Origin of the sequence: Chryseobacterium sp. C2(2020), from assembly GCF_014218915.1 — a bacterium.
Classification (GTDB): Bacteria; Bacteroidota; Bacteroidia; order Flavobacteriales; family Weeksellaceae; genus Chryseobacterium; species Chryseobacterium mucoviscidosis.
The window spans coordinates 16,782-36,797 of sequence record NZ_JACLCT010000037.1 but is presented as its reverse complement, the minus strand read 5'-3'; the positions used below and the strand labels follow the sequence as shown (position 1 = coordinate 36,797).

The following is a 20,016-nucleotide window of genomic DNA, read 5'->3' as shown; positions in this document are numbered from 1 at the left end:
AATGCGTCCAATCATTCAACTCAATTTAAGCCAGTTTATTGTATTTCTTCATCAGATTTTCATAAGTTCCCTGCGGAAGAATCCATTTCAGCGGAACTCCGATTTTCTGTCCGAATTTTCCAAAATAATAATGTGCTTTCCATTTATTTTTGCTTAAAAGCTGGTCTACATATGCTGCAACTTCCAGAGGTTCTGTTCCGTCGCCCACGTGAGCATTCATTAAAGCATACACTTTATCGAAAACATTTTTGTAAGGTTCTGAAACTTTTGTTCTCACCCGGTTTTCTGCAATATTTGTTTTGATATCTCCCAAATGCAGCGAACATACGTTTACATTCCAAGGATACACTTCGTATCTCATGGCTTCAGTTACTTTATCCAAAGCCGATTTTGAAGCCGAATAAAATCCTCGGAAAGGCAGTCCCATTTCACTTCCGATACTGGAAACATTGATGATTTGTCCGAATTTATTTTCGCGCATTTTCGGCATCACAGCGCTCATCATTTGTACAGCTCCGACCAAATTCAGATTAAACAGTTTCAAAATATCTTCTTTGGAAGAATCTTCCACAGCTCCTACCATTCCCATTCCGGCATTGTTGATGAGAACGTCGATTCTGTTTTCTGTTTTCAAAACTTCAGCAATGGCATTTTGCACGGCTTCATTATCTGTAACGTCCGTCGGAATCGATTTGAAATACTGACTTTCGGTGTGTTTTCTGCTTAAGCCATATACTTTATGACCTTTCTTCCCGAAATATTCTGCTAACACGAAACCAATTCCTGAGGAAGTTCCGGTAATGATGATGGTTTTTGTTTTCATTAATTTTATGACAATTGTATATTGCTTTTAATTTATTCTTCGAATATTTGAATTAGGAATATCAAGAAATTCGTTCCTATATTTAGCTACAGTTCTTCGAGCAATATTATAATTTAGCTTAATTAGTTCAGATGTAATATCATCGTCTGTTAATGGTTTTCCTTTATTTTCATTCAAAATTAATGATCTTATTTCTTCTAAAACTTCAAATCTTGATACAGGTCTTCCGTCAAAAGTTGAAAAATCATGTTGGTTTAATAAATCATTATAATAAAATGTTTCATTTTCAATGATATATGTTCTATTTTCTAGAATACGAGATACTGTTGATATATCTTTACCAACAATTTTAGCAATATCTTCTAAAATCATGGGAACAACAAATCTTTTTTTACCGGTACTAAAGTAATTTTTTTGAAGAATTTTTATTGTATTAATTACTGAGTTGATCGTCGATTCAGATAGTTCAATAGTAAAAGGTTCTTTTTTTGTAAGATCTGAATCTTTGCTGAGATCGTTATTATCAGAACTTACATTTTTAACTTCTTCATGTTTTATATTTAACTTATTTAATAATAACTTTAATAAGTCAAAATCTATATCATTTTCGCAGAATACTTTTAAAACTTTATTCATAAAAAACAGATTTTGTGTAAAGTTTACAATTAATTAATCAAAATTTTTTCTAAATCCTCCCAAAACATCGGATACGATTTCTCCACAACATCTTCCTCTTCAATATTTAATTCTTTGATCAGGCAAAACGGCGCAAAGCTCATCGCCATTCTGTGATCCTGATACGTTGCAATGGAAATATTTTCCTGAGGTTCGTTGAAACCAATAGATTTAATCGTCAAATCTGTAAATTCTGTTTGCGTACCCAGCTTTTTTAGTTCATTATGTAAAGCTAAAAGACGATCGGTTTCTTTTACACGCAAAGTTTCCAATCCTGAAATTTCAAAAGGGATTTTCAAAGCTGCAGCGGTTACGCAAAGTGTTTGGGCGATGTCCGGACAATTATTCATATCCAGAACGATCTTTTCGGGAAACTGAAATCCTTCCATCGGCTCAAGCGTTAATTTATGCTCCTGTTCCGTGAAAGTCGTTTTAATTCCGAAAAATTCTTCATAAATTTTTACAATTGCCGAGTCTCCCTGTGTAGATTCTTTATAAAAGCTTTTTAAATGAATGGTTTTTCTTCCCAAAGCGGCGAAAGAGTAGAAGTAAGATGCCGAACTCCAGTCGCTTTCGACTTCATAATTGATAATTGACGATTGACTATTCACATCAAATTTTTCAACTTTGATCGTATTTTCGATGAAGCTGCTTTTAATTCCGAATCGGGTTAAAATATTGAGCGTCATTTCAATATAAGACCGTGAAGTCACTTTGCCAACCAGATTTATTTCAAGTCCGTTTTCCAGTTTTCCGGCAATCAGAAGAAGAGAGGTAATGAACTGGCTGGAAATATCCGCCGGGACATCCACTTTGGTCTCCGTAATTTTTCTTCCGTGAATTTTAAGAGGCGGAAATCCTTCATTTTCCAGATACTCAATCTTGACACCCAGATTTTGCAGAGCGGTAACCAGATTTTTGATCGGTCTTTCTTTCATTCTCTTGGAACCCGTAAGAATTGTGGTCTTTCCCTCCTGAATAGAATAATAGGAAGTAAGAAAACGCATCGCCGTTCCCGCGTGATGAATATCCACGATCTCCGAATCTTCGGATAGGGCTTTTTTCAGGAGCTGTGTGTCCTGAGAATTCGACAAATTCCCGATTTCTATATTTTTAAACAGACTTTCTAAAATCAATAAACGATTCGAAATACTTTTCGAACCGCTGATCTGTATGGTTTTGTTTTCCTGTAATTTTGATTTTTCTAGCTTCTTCATTGTTCGTCTAAGTTGGAAGCTCGAAGCTGGAAGATGGAGGTGAAAAGTTAGTATAAAAACTTCCGGCTTCCAACTTCCGGCATCCAGCTATTTTAATTTTTCATTATTCTGATGGCGGTCTTTGTCGCGATCCGTCTTGATCTTCATTTTTCTGTCAAAAGCTTCCTGCAGATTAACTCCGGTCTGATTGGCCAAACATAACGTTACAAACAGAACATCTGCCAATTCCTCGCCTAAATCTTTGCTTTTGTCGCTTTCCTTTTCGCTTTGTTCTCCATATCTTCTGGCGATGATTCTTGCCACTTCGCCTACTTCTTCGGTCAACATTGCCATATTGGTCAGTTCATTGAAATAACGAACGCCAATGGTCTTAATCCATTCGTCAACTTGCTGCTGCAGATGTGTAATTTCCATTTATGGTTTGTTATTGATCTTTTCCTCTAATACAATTATTTTCGCTTCCAGTGTTTTTATTTCTTCTTCATGATAGGCGGAATTTCCGATATTCTCGGTAAAATCTGCAAATTTTTTCAGAAGTTTTCTTACCGTGATATACACAATAATCAAAACGGCAAAAGCCCCGATTTTTACAATATCAAAATCCATTTTTTAAAAATATTGATAAGCTCCCACTGTAGGATTTGAAGTTCTCGATACATTTGCGATATCGGTTGGAACGGTTGCCGCAACAGTTGTACTTCCTTTTCCTATTGCCGGAGAATTCTGTTTTACTCTCAGATTCATCTGGGCTGCAAAATAATTAACAAACAGCGGATCTAAATTTTTAAGAGACTGAATAACTCCCGGACTTGTATTGAAATCAAAACCGGCTTCCGAAGTTCCGGAGTATTTAATGAGACAGTTCTGAATGGTAAAATTAAATAAGTTTGGCGGGGTCTGCTCAAAATTAACCGAATTGTCACGGTCGGAATACACGATGCTGTTTCTTAAATTAAAGATCAGCGCTCCGTATTCTTTCACTCCGGATGCATTCGTCCATTCGTTGGCGGCTAAAATTCCGTTTCGGTTGTAAGAATGCAGAAGATCCGAATAATTGGCAATCGTACAGTGGGTAAAATTATGCGTTCCTCCTTTGAAAATTCCTACCGCAGATTCTCCGCAATTATTCATCACAAGATTTTTTGCAGTAATGGTAGAAGCAACGGCATAAATCCCATATTCCTGAAAGGTGTGGATAAAAGAATTGCTGATATTGGCATTGGTCTGTTTCATGTCAAGACCTTTTGTTCCTCCGAAAAGTCTTGCATAATTCATATTTAGGGTGGAACCTGCTTCCATTTTAATAGAATTCCAGTTCTTAGGGATCGTATCGTATGCAGGATCATTTCTGTCTCCGCGAAGCGTAACATTGTTGGCTAAAGTGCCGTTGATGTTTAGTGTGGCTCCCGAAAGCACTTTCATTCCGCTGTTTTTGTGGAAATACACTTTTGTACCCTGCTGAATATTCAGGATAACATTCTGATCAATCGTTAAATCTCCGTAGATAATTTTAGCCTTATTGTTATTCCATGTTGCATCTGAGGTAATGATATTCGGATTCGTAGGTGTTTTTATAAAAAATTCCGCATCCTGAACCACGGAGAACAATACAACCTGTTGTTGTCCGACTGGGCTCTGGAATAATATTTTATCTTCGGCAATCGCTTCAGGACCGGTTGCTTCCGGCGCAATTTCAACGAAAATATACAGACTGTCTTTTTTTCTTAACGGGACATCCTTAAAATCATATCCCGGTTTCCCATCCACATTGATCTTATACAAAGAGGTTGCACCTTTTTGAAGATGAATCCTAGGGATCAGAATGTCTTTGTCTTCATTATTATATACTTTTACCGCATACGTTTCTGAACGAACCTGATGATAAACCGTATCGCAGAAAACCGTGTCTTTGGAAAAGCTTAATTCCTGCGAAGGAGCATCGAAACTGATGTCGTCCTTATTACAAGATACAGCCATAACAAGCATCCAGAAAGAAAAAGCCAGTAATAATTTGAATTTCATCGAAATTAAAGTTTAAATAGATTTCAAATTTAACGAAAATACTTTGAATTTCTTATGAAGAAAAAAATATTGATCGTCTATTTGTAATTTTAAAAAATTATTGTATTTTTGCACCCTAAAATTAGCAGAGAAATATCCATTACTATTTCGAAAGCAAACTTTAATTTTTTAAAAATTGTATTATGAAAAACGGAATCCACCCAGAAAATTATAGACTTGTTGTTTTCAAAGATATGAGTAACGACGAGGTGTTTCTTTGCAAGTCTACTGCAGAAACAAAAGATACTATCGAGTACGAAGGACAAGAATACCCATTGATTAAAATGGAAATCTCTTCAACTTCTCACCCTTTCTACACTGGTAAAGTGAAGTTAGTTGACACTGCAGGTAGAGTTGATAAGTTCATGAACAAATACAAAAAATTCGCTAAGTAATTTTTTGTTGCCACAATATTTAAAAGTCTTTCGGTTTCCGGAGGACTTTTTTGTTGTATTTTTGTTTAGACGTTAAACATTGAATTTTAAACTAAAAACTGAACGATGCAATTAGTATTTTCAGATGCACAATACTGGGAAGATTTTCTTCCGCTTACTTTTACACGTCCCGTTGCAGAAATGCGATGCGGAATTCTTACTTTCTCCGAAAGATGGCAGAAAATTTTAGAAAACACCGAGATTTCTTTCTTTACGGAGATGTATCTGCAGGGAAAATTTCCTGAGCCTGCAAAAAAAGAGAGTCTTTTTCTGGTAACGAATTTTTTACCGACAGAAAATGTGATTCAGCAGATCAAAGATCTGAAACAGGGAGAAGCATTGGTTTATGAAGACGAATTAGTCGCTGCAAAAATCAATATGGATGGTTTCTCTCTGCATCAGATTGAGAAAATGACGGACATTAAGGAAGAACTTATTTTCTTTAAAAAACCTACAGATCTTTTTACTTATAATAAAGAAGCTATAGATTTCGATTTTGCATTGCTTACGAAAGGCAGAGTTTCTCAGGAACTTTCTTCAACCAATGGATTTTTGGGAAATAAAGAAGATTTGTTTATAGAAGAAGGAGCACAAATTGAGTTTTCGACCATCAATACAAAAACAGGCAAAATCTATATCGGGAAAAATGCTGAGGTAATGGAGGGCTGTAATCTTCGTGGTCCGATTGCGCTTTGCGAAGAGTCTAAATTTAATTTAGGCGCGAAGATTTACGGAGCAACAACAATTGGTCCTCATTGCAAAGTGGGCGGAGAAGTCAGCAATATCATTATTTTTGGATATTCCAATAAAGGGCATGACGGTTTTGTAGGAAATTCTGTAATCGGTGAATGGTGTAATCTGGGAGCAGATACCAATTCTTCCAATCTTAAAAATAATTACGGTCACGTAAAATTGTGGAACTACAGAACAAAATCTTTCGAAGATACAGGATTACAGTTTGCAGGTTTAATTATGGGGGATCATTCTAAAACAGCGATCAACACGCAACTAAATACAGGAACAGTTGTAGGAGTTGCTTCCAATATTTTCAAAGAGGGTTTCCCACCGAATCTGGTTGAAAATTTTTCGTGGGGCGGTTTTAAAGGAGATGAGAAATTTAAATTGGACAAAGCCTACGAAGTTGCAGAACGGGCAATGGCAAGAAGAAAAGTGCCTTTAACGGATGAGGATAAGGCTATTTTTAAACATATTTTTGATGCGTATTGAAAATAAAACCTCAGGATTTCCTGAGGTTTTTTAATTATTTTAATTCTTTTGCGATCATTATTTTTTCGTTGATGATGTTATTCCATAATAATCCATTTGTTGCGGTATAATATTCGTTAGATGAATTTTTTGGTTTTAATTTAAAATAAAAATCATATGATCCTCCAACAATTCCCTTATCTGGAATATATAAAAATCTGTCGATGCCACGATGTTCATCATATCCATCCTGCATCCACCACCCATCAAAAGTCCAAAACTGATAGGCTTTCTTTCCTTTTATAAGTAGTTCTTTAGATAAATAGTTTCTGAAACTGTATGGAATATCAATATTTTTGCTGAGATCAGCATCGCGAGGATCCATGATAAATTTTTGACTGGGAATTTGTTTCTTGAAACTTTTTTCCATCTGTTGAATAGTTACCTTTTTTTCGCTAATATTAATCGTAGCATAAGTAGAAACAAGAGGTGATTCTAGATTTGCAATACTAAAAAATTCTGTTAAACATTTCTTAGATACATAATAGCTGCCATTTTCTTTTTTAATAAGTTTATATTGAAAAGTTTTTTTTTCTGGAGTATTATTCATTTTCCAATCACTTAGCATACTAAGTATTTTTTCTTTGGAAAATACTTTATCTTTTATTTTGTCGTAATTAATAATCATCCAGTTATTACCTCTTTCGTCCATTCTATGAAGAATCTTTTCATCAAGATCTGGTAGTACAGATAATAGCAATATGTTTTCTTTAGAAATAAATATATTAAAAACATTGATATCTTTTTGAATATTATAAAGATCTTTAGTATCTAAGGTATATTTATTTATCTTAAAATTTGTTTTTAGGTCATCTAATAAAAAATACTCCTGTGCGAGAAATAGATTTGATATTAATAGTGTTATTGTCAGTATTATTTTCATAATTTTAATCTATGGACATTTTGTTCCTAAGTTGTTTCCCAGTAATGTGTTCCTTTCATTGTTGTTTAATTGTGCCTGTTCCGGAGTTAGTGTTGTTATACCAGCTCTTGATATAGCTGTGATTACATTATTGGGGAGATTAGGATTGTATTGTGAAACGATATTTTGTAGTGTTGTTAAAAATGGGACTAGTTGTGCGTGTCCTTCAATGAAAGTAAATGTATTGGTAATAGTTCCATTTGGTGCATAATCGTATCCAACGGTTACGCCAGGATATTGTGCTTGAAATTCTGTATTTCCTAATTTATATAATTGATATTTTAAAAAGGCATGAAGAACTTCATGATACATAGTAACCAATATATATTCTTTTGTTGCATTTAGTAATACTTCATCATTTAGATTAATAACGGCATTGAAAGTGTCAAATTCTGTGCTATATGTTGCAAAGGTTTCTCCGTCAGTAGCCCCTAATCCACTCTTTGCCTTAAAGGTAATATTATATTTTGTATTATTTTGAAATATTTGTCTCATATTCGAAGCAATACTGTTATTTAAATTTGGTAACTGTTGGGCAATACTATGTGCGCATGGGTAATTTTGTAGTTGGTCAATTGTAATATCTTGATTTTGTAATATAGCCGTTGAATCTGTGATCCCACTATCACCTCCAAATGATGGCGGATAATCATAACCACCGTTCCCGCTTCCATCATCAGGATTCTCAAAAGTATCAATTGTAAGATCTATACAGATGGTGTAAGAAGAAGTTACCCAGTGTCCGCTTCCGTTAGGATTGCTCTCACTATCCGGATACCACATAGAAAATGTTTTTACCACACATACAATCTTAGATGTCCCGTTGGCAGAATTTGCAGGAAGAGGCTTTTTGGGTCTGTCGATCATCAGCTGATTAAAAAGTGCAACCTTTTCTACATCATTAGAATATCTGAAATATACTTTCCTTCCAAATCTGGGAACTTCCAGAACTTCCGAGATTTTTCCGTTTTCGCGTATAGGCACTACAAGATAGCTTTCATTAAATTTATCCAACGTCATTGCATAATCCCATAATGGACTTCCATGCTCTTTCCTGATCTCATTTTCATGCTCACCGTAGATTTTAATAATATTTTTGATGTAGATTTCATCTTCTTTCCAAAGACTTTTAGAATGGTATTCTTCAGATGTAGGATCGGAAGAAGAGTAAATATCATCATGTATACACGATTGTATACTCAAGGTGAAAATGGCAATAAATGTAAGCCATGAAATTAGTTTTTTTGTCGTAAGCATTTGTTGTTTTGTAAATTAAAGATAATATTTTTTTTATAACTCTACAAAGGTGTGATAAAAATATTGAGAAAATACAGTAAAATATTACTGATATCCGTGTTATTTTTCTAAAGAAAAATTTATGTACTTTTGAAGTAAATACTTTTATATTATGACTTTAGGTGAAAAACTAAAAAAAAGCAAGAATTAACAAAAACTTTTCACAGGAATATCTTGCAGAAGTTCTAAATGTTTCCCAAAAAACATATTCTAATTTTGAGAACGATAAAAGTAAACCAGACTTGCATCAGGTTGAAAATATTGCAAAAACTTTGGATGTTAGTGTTATTGATTTTTTAAGTGGTGATAGTATTACAGTAAATCAAACAAATAATGAAATTGCTGTAGCACAAAACTACGCTCCAATTACATCTTCTGAAAAGTTAATAGAACAGTATGAGCAAAAGCTTAAAGATAAAGATGCAGAGATCGTATTTCTCAAACAGCTTCTCGATAAAAAAACTTCAAATTTTTTTGAAGTTTTTTTATTTTTAATGTAATAAAATGTAAAATCCGGTTGTCTTACTTATAGAAACAAAACTTATGACCCAAGAAACTTTCAGAAGTACGGTATTCATTCTCAAAGATGAGATGTATCGCTTTGCGAAAAGGTTTGTCATGAGCAGTGATGAAGCAGAAGACGTGGTGCAGGATCTTATGATTAAATTCTGGCAGAAGAAAGAAGAACTGGAGCAGTTTGGGAATTTAAAATCCTATGCTCTGAAGTCGGTCCGGAACGAGTGCCTGAACAGACTGAAGCATCACGATGTAAAGCTGGGATTTGCAGATATGCAGCTTCACCGTTCCGAACTTTACAGTATGGAAGTCAATAATTTAAAGGAACACATCATTGGTTTCATTAATCAGCTTCCGGAAAAACAGAAAATGGTAATCCATTTGAAGGATGTAGAAGAATATGAAGTCTCGGAAATCGGAGAAATGCTGGAAATGGAAGAGAATGCAGTAAGAGTAAATCTTATGCGGGCCAGACAAAAAGTAAAAGAACAAATTTCACAATTGATGAGCTATGAGCAACGACAAATTTCAAGATAAATACAACGAAATCTTCCAGAATTTAAAGGAAGAAAAAATGAACTGGGATTTTGATGACTTTCTGAAAAAAGCAGAAGGAAAAGCAGAGGAGATTCATGAAAATGATGCACCGGTTATCCCGATTGATACGAAAACAAAACCATCGTTCCCGAAATGGTTCTGGATGGCTGCAAGTGTATTTTTGCTTTTGAGTGTTGGTTTGATATTCAATTATAATCAAAATGCAAACGTGGAAAATCAGGCACAGTTGGTTGAAAACCAGATAAAGAATCAAAAAGATAATTTCATCAGAGAAAATAATGAACATACGGAACAGGTAGCGGTAAATCTGCCGAATGATTCAGTTTCCGGAGCGAAAAAAGATTCGGTTTTTCATGAAACTCCGGTTGCTGAGAAAGATTATCTGGATGAAATTTTACCGAAAAGAGGAAGGCTGAAGAAAGAAAGAAAGCCGAAGTATGTATATAACTCCTCTAAAGCTTCAGATTCTACAGGATATAAAGATTCTTACGTTATCGTTAACGGAAAAAGAATCGAAAATGTAGAAGAAGCAATTAATGTGACTAAGTATTCATTTCAAATATTTGCAAATAACGTTAGTGAAAAATTAGCAAAACCAACCGTCGTGGATGACGATTATTAATTAACCTTAAAAGATTATGCACCTGATCAGGCACTAATAATCCAAAATAAAAAATTGACTCATGAAAAAAGTATTCATAATATTCGCACTCGCTTTTTCCCATTTCTTTAATATTTACGGGCAGGAAAAAGATAAGTTAGATCAACTTTTTGATAAATATCAGGAAGTGGAAGGAGTAACGTCCATTAAAATTGCCAAACCGATGTTTGGAATGCTGAGCAATCTGGATTTGGGAGATGCTGAACTGGATCAGATAAAACCGTTATTATCCAAAATTAACGGACTGAAAGTTTTCATTGCCGAAAAGCCACAGGACGGAAACTCTTCCAAAGGACAGAAGCTGTCACAGATCAATAAAGACATTTCTTCTTATTTAAGCAATCTGAAGTACAGTGAAATTATGACAATGAACAGTAACGGGGCTAAGATTAAATTTCTTTCGGCGGAAGAGAAAAACGGAATTTTGGATGATCTGCTGTTAAGCATTGATAGCGGAGGAGAGGAAAATATCCTTGTAAAACTGGACGGAAAACTTTCGATGAATGATATCAATAAAATTATCAATTCTACAGAAACAAAAACAAATCCGGTTACCAATACCAGAAATAACCTCACTTCGGAAAATACCTCTTCTTATCTGAATGGCGAATCCAGAAATGTAGGCGAATTCTCAGGAATTCAGGTGAGTACAGGTGTTAATCTGGTGTTCAAGCAGGAAAGTCCCACCAATGTAAAGGTAATTGCCGATGCCGATAAGCTTCAGTACATTATTACAAAAGTTGACAACGGGGTTCTGAAAGTGTATGTTGATAACAAAGGACAGAAAAATTTAAAATTTAAAAACATCAGTGTCAACGTTTCTTCGCCAAGAATGGATAACATTAAAGTGTCTTCGGGAGCAACTTTCACCACGATTAATTCTGTAAAAGAAAATAATCTTACCATTGATGCATCTTCAGGTTCTGTAGTGAAAGGGAAATTCAATATTTCGAATAATGCTTTATTGGAAGCGTCTTCAGGAACAAGCGTGAAAGTTGAGGTAAATTCCAGAAGCTTAGTATTTAAAGGATCAAGCGGTTCAGATGCAAGCATTCAAGGTGAGGCAGAAACAGCAGTTTTTGATGTAAGCAGCGGTGCGGTTTGTAAAGGCGAAGCATTTCAGGCAAATCTGGTGGAAGCGGAATCTACTTCGGGATCTAACCTTTCTGTAAATGCGGTAGATAAATTAAAAGCGAAGGCTTCATCAGGCGGAACCATTAGATACAGAGGAAATCCTGAAATTACTTCAGACATCAGCAAAATGTCCGGCGGAAGTTTAAAACCCATCAACTAAAAATTTAATTTAAATCCAAATTGCCATGAAAATATTAAAACACCTTTTTCTTATCGCCTGTGCGATGTTTATGTTACAATCCTGTATAGTTTCTTCGGGAACCGGTAAAATGGCTTACTTTTCAGATTCCGGGAACGATTTTAAAGGCGCAAAATTTACGACAATTAATGTTCCGATGTTTTTAGCAAAACCCATGATTAAAAAAGCATTGAGGGAAGATGGTGAAGATAATGAAGAGGTAATCCGGCTGATCCGGAAAGTTTCAAAAATTAAAGTTTTAACTGTAGAAAACGGAGATAAATCGATGCTGAATGATTTTGCGAATTATTTAAATAACAATAATTATGAAGAATGGGCAACCATAAAACATGACGGAGAAAATGTAAATATCCGGGTGAAACAGAAAGATGATGTTATTAAAAATATGCTGATTACAGTAAATTCAGATAAAGAGTTGGTTTTTGTGGATGTTCGGGGAAATTTTACAGCCAATGATATTTCAAAAATGATTTCATCGGCATCCGATAAATAGCACTTTATCTTCAAATCATATCACTAAATTGTTTTTTTGTACAAACTACCGTTCCGTAAAAAGGAGCGGTTTTTTGATTTAAGTTATTGATTATTAAGTTTTATTTAAACTATGAAAATCGATTTTCGTATTTCGGTAAAATACCTTAATTTTGCAAGAAAGTAAAGATGTCTATTCATAACAAAATTGTAGAGACAGCCATCACTTTCGATGACGTGCTTCTAGTCCCTTCTTATTCAGAAGTTTTACCTAATCAGGTTTCTTTAAAATCAAGACTTACCGACAAAATTACGCTTAATGTTCCGATTGTTTCTGCTGCAATGGATACCGTTACAGAAGCTGAACTGGCAATTGCGCTTGCAAGAGTCGGCGGTTTAGGATTTATTCATAAAAACATGACGATCGCTGAACAGGCTGCACAGGTTAATCGTGTAAAGCGTTCTGAAAACGGAATGATTTCAGATCCTGTTACGCTTTCAAAAGATCATACTTTGGCTCAGGCTAAAGAAACAATGGCGAAATATAAAATCTCCGGACTTCCTGTTGTAGATGCCGAAAATACTTTAATCGGAATCATCACCAACAGAGATGTAAAGTATCAGGAAAATCTTGAGATGAAGGTGGAAGAGATCATGACGAAAGAAAAGCTGATTACTTCTGATAAAAATACCAATCTGGAGAAAGCGAAAGAAATTCTTCTTAAAAACAGAGTGGAAAAGCTTCCGATCGTAGATGCTGAAAACAAACTGGTAGGATTAATTACCATAAAAGATATCGACAATCAGTTAGAATATCCAAATGCGAACAAAGATCAGAGCGGAAGATTAATCGTTGGAGCAGGAGTGGGAGTAGGAGAAGATACACTGGAAAGAATCGAGGCGCTTGTAAAAGCAGGCGTTGATATCATTGGAATCGATTCAGCTCATGGGCATTCCATCGGAGTCTTAAATAAAATTAAAGAAATCCGACAGGCTTATCCTGATCTGGATATCGTTGGAGGAAATATCGTAACGGCTGAAGCTGCAAAAGATCTGATCGAAGCCGGAGCAAATGTTCTAAAAGTAGGAGTTGGTCCCGGTTCTATCTGTACAACGAGAGTGGTTGCCGGAGTAGGAGTTCCTCAATTATCAGCAATTTACAATGTTTACGAATATGCGAAAACAAAGAACGTAGCTGTAATTGCAGACGGAGGAATCAAGCTTTCCGGAGATATCGTAAAAGCGATTGCCAGTGGAGCAGGAGCCGTAATGTTAGGTTCGCTTTTGGCAGGAACTGATGAAGCTCCGGGTGAAGAAATTATTTTCCAGGGTAGAAAATTCAAGACTTATCAGGGAATGGGAAGTCTTTCTGCGATGAAGAGAGGCGGAAAAGAAAGATATTTCCAGAGTGAGGCTAAGAAATTTGTTCCGGAAGGAATCGAAGGAAGAGTTCCAAGCAAAGGATCTCTGGAAGAAGTAATTTTCCAGTTAACAGGAGGTCTGAGAGCAGGAATGGGATATTGTGGTGCTAAAGATATTGAAGCGTTACAAAACGATACCAAGATGGTAATGATCACAGGAAGCGGATTGAAGGAATCTCACCCGCACGATGTCATTATCACGCAGGAAGCCCCGAATTATTCTTTGTAATAATAGATTAAATATACTTAAAGGCTATCTCAATGTTGAGGTAGCTTTTTTATTTGATTTTCACATAAATTATGAAAAAACCTCCGCTTTTGGCGAAGGTTTATCACATATAATAAAATTTTTATTTTTTCACAAACTTAAATTCGTGAGTCTGGAAATTTTTAGTATTAATCTTCAAAAGATAGATTCCTGCACTCAGTTCAGAGACATTTACTTTCTCATTAAATTCTTCAGATTTCACAATTTGTCCTGCCATATTGTAGATCTGGACAGATTTGCCATCCTTTATCCCTGAAATTCTGATAATTTCTGCAACCGGATTAGGAAAGATCTGAATGGAAGAAGCACCGTTTTTTACATCAGAAGTTGCAAGAGATGTACTGTGCAAATCTCCCGTCATGGTCGCATTAGAAGTCGTAAGATTTCCTCCGCAACCTCCCGCTTGTGATGTAAATGATGTATTCTCAACCCAGGTTCCAAAAGTAATTGATGGTGGATTTTGTACGAAATTATTGTTACCTGTAGAATTATAGTAGATTAAGTTTGGGTTTGAAAAAGTTCCGTATCCTTCATCAGCAAGGAATTCCCATCTGCTTAATGTATTATTCCACTGAATTTTAAATTCGCAGGTTCCTAAGCCGCCACAAGGTTGTCCGTCTAAAGGTGTTGTAATATATATCCCTTTATTAAAGGCGTCTACACCCGTTTTTGTAAAAACAAAATTCTGATTATCAAATATATTATGACAACCGTTAAAGGTGATCGTCTGTGCAAAGGCAGAACCGCCCAAAGCAAGACATAAAAGATAAAGAGTTTTCATGCTGATATTTTAAAATTGTGACGGGAAGATACCTTGTAAAGCAATAATACACTTCAGAGTAACGAAAGGAGGTCTGTTTTCGTGTGGCTGTCCTCCTCCTGTCTGGTTTACCATCGTAGATTTCATGGTTGTATTTGCAGCAGCATCAGAATATTCTTTATCTAATCCTTTTGTATCGGCAGGAAGATTATTCGTAGGAGAATTCTGATTTCCTTCTGCGGTTACAGCATTTACTGTGTGTGAGTGAGGCGGCATTTGTGTCACCTGAAGTGTTACAGATTCTGTTCCTCCGCTTTGTCCCATCGTGTAGTTGGTAGGTCCTCCCGGAGCCTGTCCTTCGTGTACCAAAACTCTTCCTCTCATATCAGGTAAAGCGAATGTTGTGGTTCCGTTTCCTCCGTAAGTGGTTCCTAACAGTGCAAATAAAGCCTGATTTTGCGAAATTGGTAAAAGCTGTCCGTTACAGGCAGCCCAGTTTTTCGGAACAAAATTGTAAGGTACGAATGCGATTTGCCCTAAAAAAGGCTCTGAAGCTTGTGCTTTTAAAACAGAAGTAGATGCCATGCTCAATAGCAATGTGCATCCTAATACAAGTTTTTTCATGACGAATAAATTAGTTTTAATTAGGTGTTGTAAAGGTAGATATTATTCTACATATTTTTGTTATATTAATGAAAAAACCTTCCAGAGGTTTCTGAAAGGCTTATATTGTTACTAATAATAGGTTATTTTTGAAGTTTATCTTTAAAGTCTTCGATCCTGAAATCTGTTAAAGCATTGCCTTTTTCCACTTTTTCTTTTGAATATAATCTGAAATCATTTTCTGTTTTTTCTAAAAGATAATCGTAAGGTCCGACGTGGGAAATTAGTTTTACCAAAACCGGAGAAATTTCAAGACAGATAAAAAGCCCCATAATAAAAGCGGCAGCTAAACCGATAATGGCGGAGTTTTTTCCCAGTTCGTCCAAAGCCTGTAATCTTGCTGCAAAACCATTGAATTTATCCTCAAAAGTCTCGGTAGATTTTCTCTCCGTTTCTAAATTGGTATATACTTTAGAAATTTCTTTATCTAAATATTCCAGTCTGGGAGCAACCTGTTTCTGGTAATTTTCCAGATCGAGTCTTCTCTGCTCCTTCAGTTCCTGCTTTCGTTTTGCATTGGGACCGAAACCTTCTTTCCCGCTTGTTAATCCGGATTGCTTTCCTAAAATTTCTTTTTCAAGCTCTACAGAAGCGGAATCATAAGATTTTTGATAGTTGGCGATTTTATCGGAGATTTGTTTCTTTTCAGTCTCAAAAGGTCCGCTTTGCTGAAGGATTCTTCCGTTCATCTCGCCCTGAAGCTGTTTTTTATTTCTCTGAATGATTGTATTCAGTTGTTTGTTTACCTCCTTTTCAAAAATTTTAAGCTCAAGAGGTTTCGAAATAATAATTCCTAAAAAAGTCGCAAGAATTAATCTGGGAATTGCCATTAAAATCTGATTCCACCATGTTCCTGTTTTTTTGATGGAAGAAACGATGTATCGGTCCAGATTAAAAATCATTAAACCCCATAAAACACCGAAGCCTATCGCTGTCCAGATGTCATCGAAAACCGTATACATCGCATAACCTGCGGAAAGTGTTGCAAATACAGCCGTGAAAAGTACAATTCCTCCGATTCCCGCGAATTTATTCCATTCGCTCGGAGTTTTTCTCAGAATATGAATGTTTCCTCCGGAACAGACCATCAGAAACTTTTGGAACCAGTTTATTTTATGATTCACCTGATTTATAGTTTGTTGGTTGTTTTTCATGATAGAAAAATTTATACAAATGTACTACTAAAAATCATACCAATGTAAAAGATAGTATTATGTTTTACCAAGTATATGAGTTTGTTTTATTATTTTACTGTAAATCAATTAATTAAATTTATTAAATAAAATATTCTTATCTTTATGTATAATCACTAAATATCAAAATATGAAAAATGTAATCTGCCTTTCTCTGGCAATGGCTTCGTTTGCGCTTACTTCCTGTACCAAAGAAAAATCGATAGATGATGATCTGAAAGAAGTTGCCGCAAACATCAACAAAACGACACCGCAGAATCTTGCCGACGGAGTGCGTCTCGACAGCGTTTCCGTACAGCCGGGAAAAATTTTTAAGTATAATTATACGCTGACTGACGATGTAAAAGAAAGTGTAAGTCCTGAAGAAATTCAAGTTTTTAAAAACAATGCAAAAGAAGGAGCTTTAAGAGTTATTAAAACTTCGCCGGAGATTAAAGAATTCAGGGATAATGATGTTACCATGGTATATAGTTACTATGATAAAAACGGAAAACCGACCGCCGATTTTAAAATTACCCCCGAAGAATACAAAACAAAGTAAACCTATCAATCACTCACAAAATATTTATCTGTGAGTGATTTTTATTTCAGCCGATCCGGATTTTGTTTTAAAAAGCTTTCCCAGCCGGTGTAAGATTTTGTATCTGCAATCGTTCCGGAATTGAAATGATGACATACCGCAACTGCCAATCCATCGGAGGCATCGAGATATTTTGTGGGAAATTCTTTCAGATTTAAAAGACTTTGGAGCATTCCTGCAACCTGTTCTTTGCTTGCATTTCCGTTTCCAGTGATCGCCATTTTTATTTTTTTAGGAGAATATTCTGTAATCGGGATATTCCTGTGAAGACTTGCCGCCATCGCAACGCCTTGTGCGCGACCTAGTTTCAGCATACTCTGAACGTTTTTTCCGTAGAAAGGAGCTTCCAGAGCAACCTCATCAGGATGAAATTCGTCAATCAGCGCCAAAGTTTTATCAAAAATATATTTAAGTTTGGTTTCGTGGTTCGGATACTTTTTCAGCAATAATTCATGGATGGAAATCATTTCCATTTTTCCTTTTTTTATGGAAATAATTCCAAAACCCATCACGGTTGTTCCCGGGTCGATTCCTAAAATAATCTTCTCTGCAATCATTGCTTCAAAGATATGAACTTTCAGACTTTTAAGAATGAAATTTTTTGAATCATATTTTACAGCAGTTCCAGTTTCTTTTCTGCAATAGGAATCCAGTTTTCATCATGTCGAAGCAAAGTGATTTTGTCAACTAAGAATTTAGTTTTGTATTCTTTTTCTTGATATTTCTCCCATGCTTTCAGATAGTTTTCCCACGTCAGATTTCGGAAACCCACCGTGACATGAGGGTGGAAAGAATAATTGATAAAATTGAATATTTCCTTCACCCGAAGATAAAGATCATTGAGTTGTTCGTTGGTTTCAGGTTTCACAAAAACCACAGGATTTTTAGGATGGGCAAAACTTCCGAAACCATTCAGTTCAATTTCAAAAGGAGAAACAGCAGTATCAATCTTCTGGAAAGCTTCCAGAATGTCATTTTCTAAAGTAAGCTCTCTGGAAAACGGCGGAAACAAAGTAATGTGCGCTTCATTTTTCAGAGCTTTGGAATTATCAAAATTTAATGCAAAGTCCTGTTTGAATATTTTTACTTCTTCAATAATTTTTTGTGGCGGATAAATGGCGATGAAATACATCTTTTTCATTGATTGAAATTAAGAATTTTAAAATTAATTATGATGCATAAGAAAATTATGTATAGATTTGCTAGGTATAAAAGATGAGATATTGAAAAAGAACAGTCTTTATAAAGGAACCCTCCAAAACATCATCCTGAAACTTCTTGCCAAGGAAGTGAAGATGTATGGATACCAGATCACGCAGCGCGCGAAAGAACTTACGCAGGGTGAACTGGAAATGACGGAAGGTGCGCTGTATCCGCTTTTGCATAAGCTGGAAGCGGAAGGAATGATTTTATCTGAAATCCAGAAGATCAACGGAAGAGACCGGAAATATTATCTTCTGACCGAAAAAGGGAAAAAGCAGCAGGCAGAGCAGGAAACGGAAATGAAAAATTATTTATTTAACCTCAATACGATTTTTAATATATGATAACCAAAGAACAGGAACATCAAATAGAATTATATCTGAATTCAAAAAAGCTGACTGCTCAGATTTTAGCTGAAGTGAAAGATCATTTTATTTCTCAGATCAGTCATCTGATGATGGATGAAAGCTTAAGTTTTCCCGAGGCTTTTCTGAAAGCTAAAATCAGTTGGAAGAATGAGTTGGAAATGGTAAACGCAGATTTTCTTTCGTTCAAAAAAGTAGCCAGAATCGAAAAAGTTATTTTACAGCAGAGGTTTAGAAAGATTGGCATTTTTTCTTTCATACTTGCAACAGCAGCAACATGCTTGATGTTTTTAAATAGGGATGTTTTTTTTACACTTCAGATTGTATTATTGGGTAGTTTATCAATTCTTTTGATATACAGTTTCATTGCTAAAAAGATGAAATTTTCCAATTATATCGCCATGAGCTTTCATCCTTTACTGCTTAGAAATCTTCTTTTCGGAGTGCTGATCTTTGCTTTTGGATCTTTTATAACAGCAGAAAACTGGAAAATCATGGATATGAATGTTTCAAAATTTCTGTCGGTATATTCTTTGGCGGTTCAGCTTCAGTTATTGTATTTCAATTCAAAGAAAATTAATGTTTTAGTTTAAAATTTAAAATGATGTTTTCAAAAGAACACGAACAGGAAATTACGGATTATCTTATTTTTCACAGACTTCCTCTGGATATTTTAGTTGAGGTGAAAGATCATATGATCTCTCAGATTGCCGATATTCAGATGGAGGAAAATGTGGGTTTCGATGAAGCTTTCCTTAAAACGAAAAAGTTATGGGGAAGTGAATTTAAAATGACGCGTTACTCTATTTTTTACCAAGAACAGATTCCGTTTATTGTAAAGAGAATTGCGAAGGTAAAGTATCGCAGCATTTTTAAAAAATCGTTGATTTTCGGGCTGGCTTCTTTTACAGTAAATCTCCTTTTGATCTATTTTTCAACCGATCAGGAAACTTACAGTGATCTTTTCAGGCTGTATAATTCACTTTTTGTAATGGTTCCTTTTTTATTATGGCTGTTTAATAAAAATTTGAGAAAATATGTAAAAAAAGATTTTAAATATCAGGGAAAATCTTTCTTTACCATCTATCAGCAGAATCTGGGGCTTTTTGTTTTGACGCTTAATATCTCTTTTCAGCTTATTCTCCGGGAGGATAAATATGTTTTCCGGTTTTTCAGAACAGATGATCCGGTAGCGGTATTTTCATTGCTGATTGCTCTAATCATACCTTATATACTGCATACCACTGTGATCTTCGTGCTGATTAATTTTTTCGAACATAAAAAATCATTAGAAAAAATGAAAGACTTTCTGAATCTTTCTGCTGAATAA

25 protein-coding genes and 1 pseudogene are annotated in these 20,016 nt (G+C 35.2%); 13 read left to right on the top strand and 13 right to left on the bottom strand.

All coding sequences use genetic code 11. The annotated features are described in order from the left end of the window. Positions 1-25: 25 nt before the first annotated feature. The 6 genes from H6W52_RS17430 to H6W52_RS17405 form a co-directional block, all read right to left on the bottom strand. Positions 26-823 (bottom strand): SDR family oxidoreductase, encoded by a 798-nt coding sequence (locus H6W52_RS17430; protein ID WP_116099389.1) that lies wholly within the window; start codon positions 821-823, stop codon positions 26-28. 27 nt (positions 824-850) lie between these two features. Beyond that, complete coding sequence (locus tag H6W52_RS17425) at positions 851-1,459, bottom strand: hypothetical protein (RefSeq protein WP_116099390.1); 609 nt, start codon at positions 1,457-1,459, stop codon at positions 851-853. Between the two features lie 29 nt (positions 1,460-1,488). Further along, the gene (locus H6W52_RS17420) at positions 1,489-2,715 is read right to left on the bottom strand and encodes a 3-phosphoshikimate 1-carboxyvinyltransferase (RefSeq protein WP_116099391.1); all 1,227 of its coding nucleotides are present in this window, start codon (positions 2,713-2,715) and stop codon (positions 1,489-1,491) included. Between the two features lie 87 nt (positions 2,716-2,802). After that, complete coding sequence (locus tag H6W52_RS17415) at positions 2,803-3,129, bottom strand: nucleotide pyrophosphohydrolase (protein WP_076396420.1); 327 nt, start codon at positions 3,127-3,129, stop codon at positions 2,803-2,805. Next, positions 3,130-3,321 carry a hypothetical protein gene (locus H6W52_RS17410; protein WP_116099392.1) on the bottom strand — a complete coding sequence of 64 codons (192 nt, stop codon included), beginning with the start codon at positions 3,319-3,321 and terminating at the stop codon, positions 3,130-3,132. A gap of 3 nt (positions 3,322-3,324) precedes the next feature. Beyond that, entirely contained in the window at positions 3,325-4,737 is a 1,413-nt protein-coding gene (locus H6W52_RS17405) for a hypothetical protein (protein WP_116099393.1), read from the bottom strand. Positions 4,738-4,919: 182 nt separating this feature from the next. Here H6W52_RS17405 and H6W52_RS17400 point away from each other — a divergent pair, with 182 nt between their 5' ends. Both H6W52_RS17400 and H6W52_RS17395 read left to right on the top strand, forming a co-directional pair. Beyond that, positions 4,920-5,171 (top strand): type B 50S ribosomal protein L31, encoded by a 252-nt coding sequence (locus H6W52_RS17400; protein ID WP_002976190.1) that lies wholly within the window; start codon positions 4,920-4,922, stop codon positions 5,169-5,171. A 105-nt stretch (positions 5,172-5,276) separates the two neighbouring features. After that, complete coding sequence (locus H6W52_RS17395; RefSeq protein WP_116099394.1) at positions 5,277-6,437, top strand: GlmU family protein; 1,161 nt, start codon at positions 5,277-5,279, stop codon at positions 6,435-6,437. 34 nt (positions 6,438-6,471) lie between these two features. Here the strand turns inward: H6W52_RS17395 and H6W52_RS17390 are convergent, their stop codons facing one another. After that, complete coding sequence (locus H6W52_RS17390; RefSeq protein WP_228457594.1) at positions 6,472-7,359, bottom strand: hypothetical protein; 888 nt, start codon at positions 7,357-7,359, stop codon at positions 6,472-6,474. Between the two features lie 9 nt (positions 7,360-7,368). Beyond that, on the bottom strand, positions 7,369-8,655 hold the full coding sequence (locus tag H6W52_RS17385) for a hypothetical protein (RefSeq protein WP_116099395.1): 1,287 nt from the start codon (positions 8,653-8,655) through the stop codon (positions 7,369-7,371). Between the two features lie 185 nt (positions 8,656-8,840). On the opposite strand from H6W52_RS17385, the pseudogene H6W52_RS21400 reads away from it, so the two are divergent. The 7 genes and pseudogenes from H6W52_RS21400 to guaB form a co-directional block, all read left to right on the top strand. After that, positions 8,841-8,924, top strand: a pseudogene (locus H6W52_RS21400) (helix-turn-helix domain-containing protein); the annotation flags it as partial. 12 nt (positions 8,925-8,936) lie between these two features. Further along, complete coding sequence (locus tag H6W52_RS17380) at positions 8,937-9,194, top strand: hypothetical protein (protein WP_241277935.1); 258 nt, start codon at positions 8,937-8,939, stop codon at positions 9,192-9,194. A gap of 43 nt (positions 9,195-9,237) precedes the next feature. Beyond that, positions 9,238-9,747, top strand: a complete 510-nt coding sequence (locus H6W52_RS17375; protein WP_076396412.1) for an RNA polymerase sigma factor — start codon at positions 9,238-9,240, stop codon at positions 9,745-9,747. Further along, a complete protein-coding gene (locus H6W52_RS17370; RefSeq protein WP_116099396.1) occupies positions 9,722-10,390 on the top strand; it encodes a hypothetical protein in 669 nt (222 codons plus the stop codon). Before H6W52_RS17375 ends, H6W52_RS17370 begins: the two co-directional genes overlap by 26 nt. A gap of 61 nt (positions 10,391-10,451) precedes the next feature. Beyond that, a complete protein-coding gene (locus tag H6W52_RS17365; RefSeq protein ID WP_116099397.1) occupies positions 10,452-11,723 on the top strand; it encodes a DUF4252 domain-containing protein in 1,272 nt (423 codons plus the stop codon). A gap of 25 nt (positions 11,724-11,748) precedes the next feature. Then, positions 11,749-12,255, top strand: a complete 507-nt coding sequence (locus tag H6W52_RS17360; protein WP_116099398.1) for a DUF4252 domain-containing protein — start codon at positions 11,749-11,751, stop codon at positions 12,253-12,255. Between the two features lie 167 nt (positions 12,256-12,422). Next, entirely contained in the window at positions 12,423-13,883 is a 1,461-nt protein-coding gene (gene guaB / locus H6W52_RS17355) for an IMP dehydrogenase (RefSeq protein ID WP_076396406.1), read from the top strand. Positions 13,884-14,004: 121 nt separating this feature from the next. Here guaB and H6W52_RS17350 read toward each other — a convergent pair whose 3' ends face one another. The 3 genes from H6W52_RS17350 to H6W52_RS17340 form a co-directional block, all read right to left on the bottom strand. Further along, a complete protein-coding gene (locus tag H6W52_RS17350) occupies positions 14,005-14,703 on the bottom strand; it encodes a T9SS type A sorting domain-containing protein (protein WP_116099399.1) in 699 nt (232 codons plus the stop codon). 9 nt (positions 14,704-14,712) lie between these two features. Next, a complete protein-coding gene (locus tag H6W52_RS17345) occupies positions 14,713-15,306 on the bottom strand; it encodes a phage tail protein (protein WP_087707115.1) in 594 nt (197 codons plus the stop codon). Between the two features lie 122 nt (positions 15,307-15,428). Continuing rightward, a complete protein-coding gene (locus H6W52_RS17340; RefSeq protein WP_087707118.1) occupies positions 15,429-16,499 on the bottom strand; it encodes a DUF4407 domain-containing protein in 1,071 nt (356 codons plus the stop codon). Between the two features lie 169 nt (positions 16,500-16,668). Here H6W52_RS17340 and H6W52_RS17335 point away from each other — a divergent pair, with 169 nt between their 5' ends. Then, on the top strand, positions 16,669-17,079 hold the full coding sequence (locus tag H6W52_RS17335) for a hypothetical protein (protein WP_116099400.1): 411 nt from the start codon (positions 16,669-16,671) through the stop codon (positions 17,077-17,079). 41 nt (positions 17,080-17,120) lie between these two features. Here the strand turns inward: H6W52_RS17335 and ruvC are convergent, their stop codons facing one another. Both ruvC and H6W52_RS17325 read right to left on the bottom strand, forming a co-directional pair. Next, entirely contained in the window at positions 17,121-17,675 is a 555-nt protein-coding gene (ruvC, locus tag H6W52_RS17330) for a crossover junction endodeoxyribonuclease RuvC (RefSeq protein WP_076396396.1), read from the bottom strand. A 56-nt stretch (positions 17,676-17,731) separates the two neighbouring features. Beyond that, complete coding sequence (locus tag H6W52_RS17325) at positions 17,732-18,259, bottom strand: 2'-5' RNA ligase family protein (RefSeq protein WP_116099401.1); 528 nt, start codon at positions 18,257-18,259, stop codon at positions 17,732-17,734. Positions 18,260-18,341: 82 nt separating this feature from the next. On the opposite strand from H6W52_RS17325, the gene H6W52_RS17320 reads away from it, so the two are divergent. From H6W52_RS17320 to H6W52_RS17310, 3 genes are read left to right on the top strand one after another with little or no spacing between them, the layout of a single operon-like run. Continuing rightward, positions 18,342-18,665, top strand: coding sequence for a PadR family transcriptional regulator (locus H6W52_RS17320; RefSeq protein WP_116099402.1), 324 nt, complete (start codon positions 18,342-18,344; stop codon positions 18,663-18,665). After that, positions 18,662-19,279, top strand: a complete 618-nt coding sequence (locus tag H6W52_RS17315) for a hypothetical protein (protein WP_116099403.1) — start codon at positions 18,662-18,664, stop codon at positions 19,277-19,279. The genes H6W52_RS17320 and H6W52_RS17315 overlap by 4 nt, the downstream gene beginning before the upstream one ends. A gap of 11 nt (positions 19,280-19,290) precedes the next feature. After that, the gene (locus H6W52_RS17310) at positions 19,291-20,016 is read left to right on the top strand and encodes a hypothetical protein (protein ID WP_116099404.1); all 726 of its coding nucleotides are present in this window, start codon (positions 19,291-19,293) and stop codon (positions 20,014-20,016) included.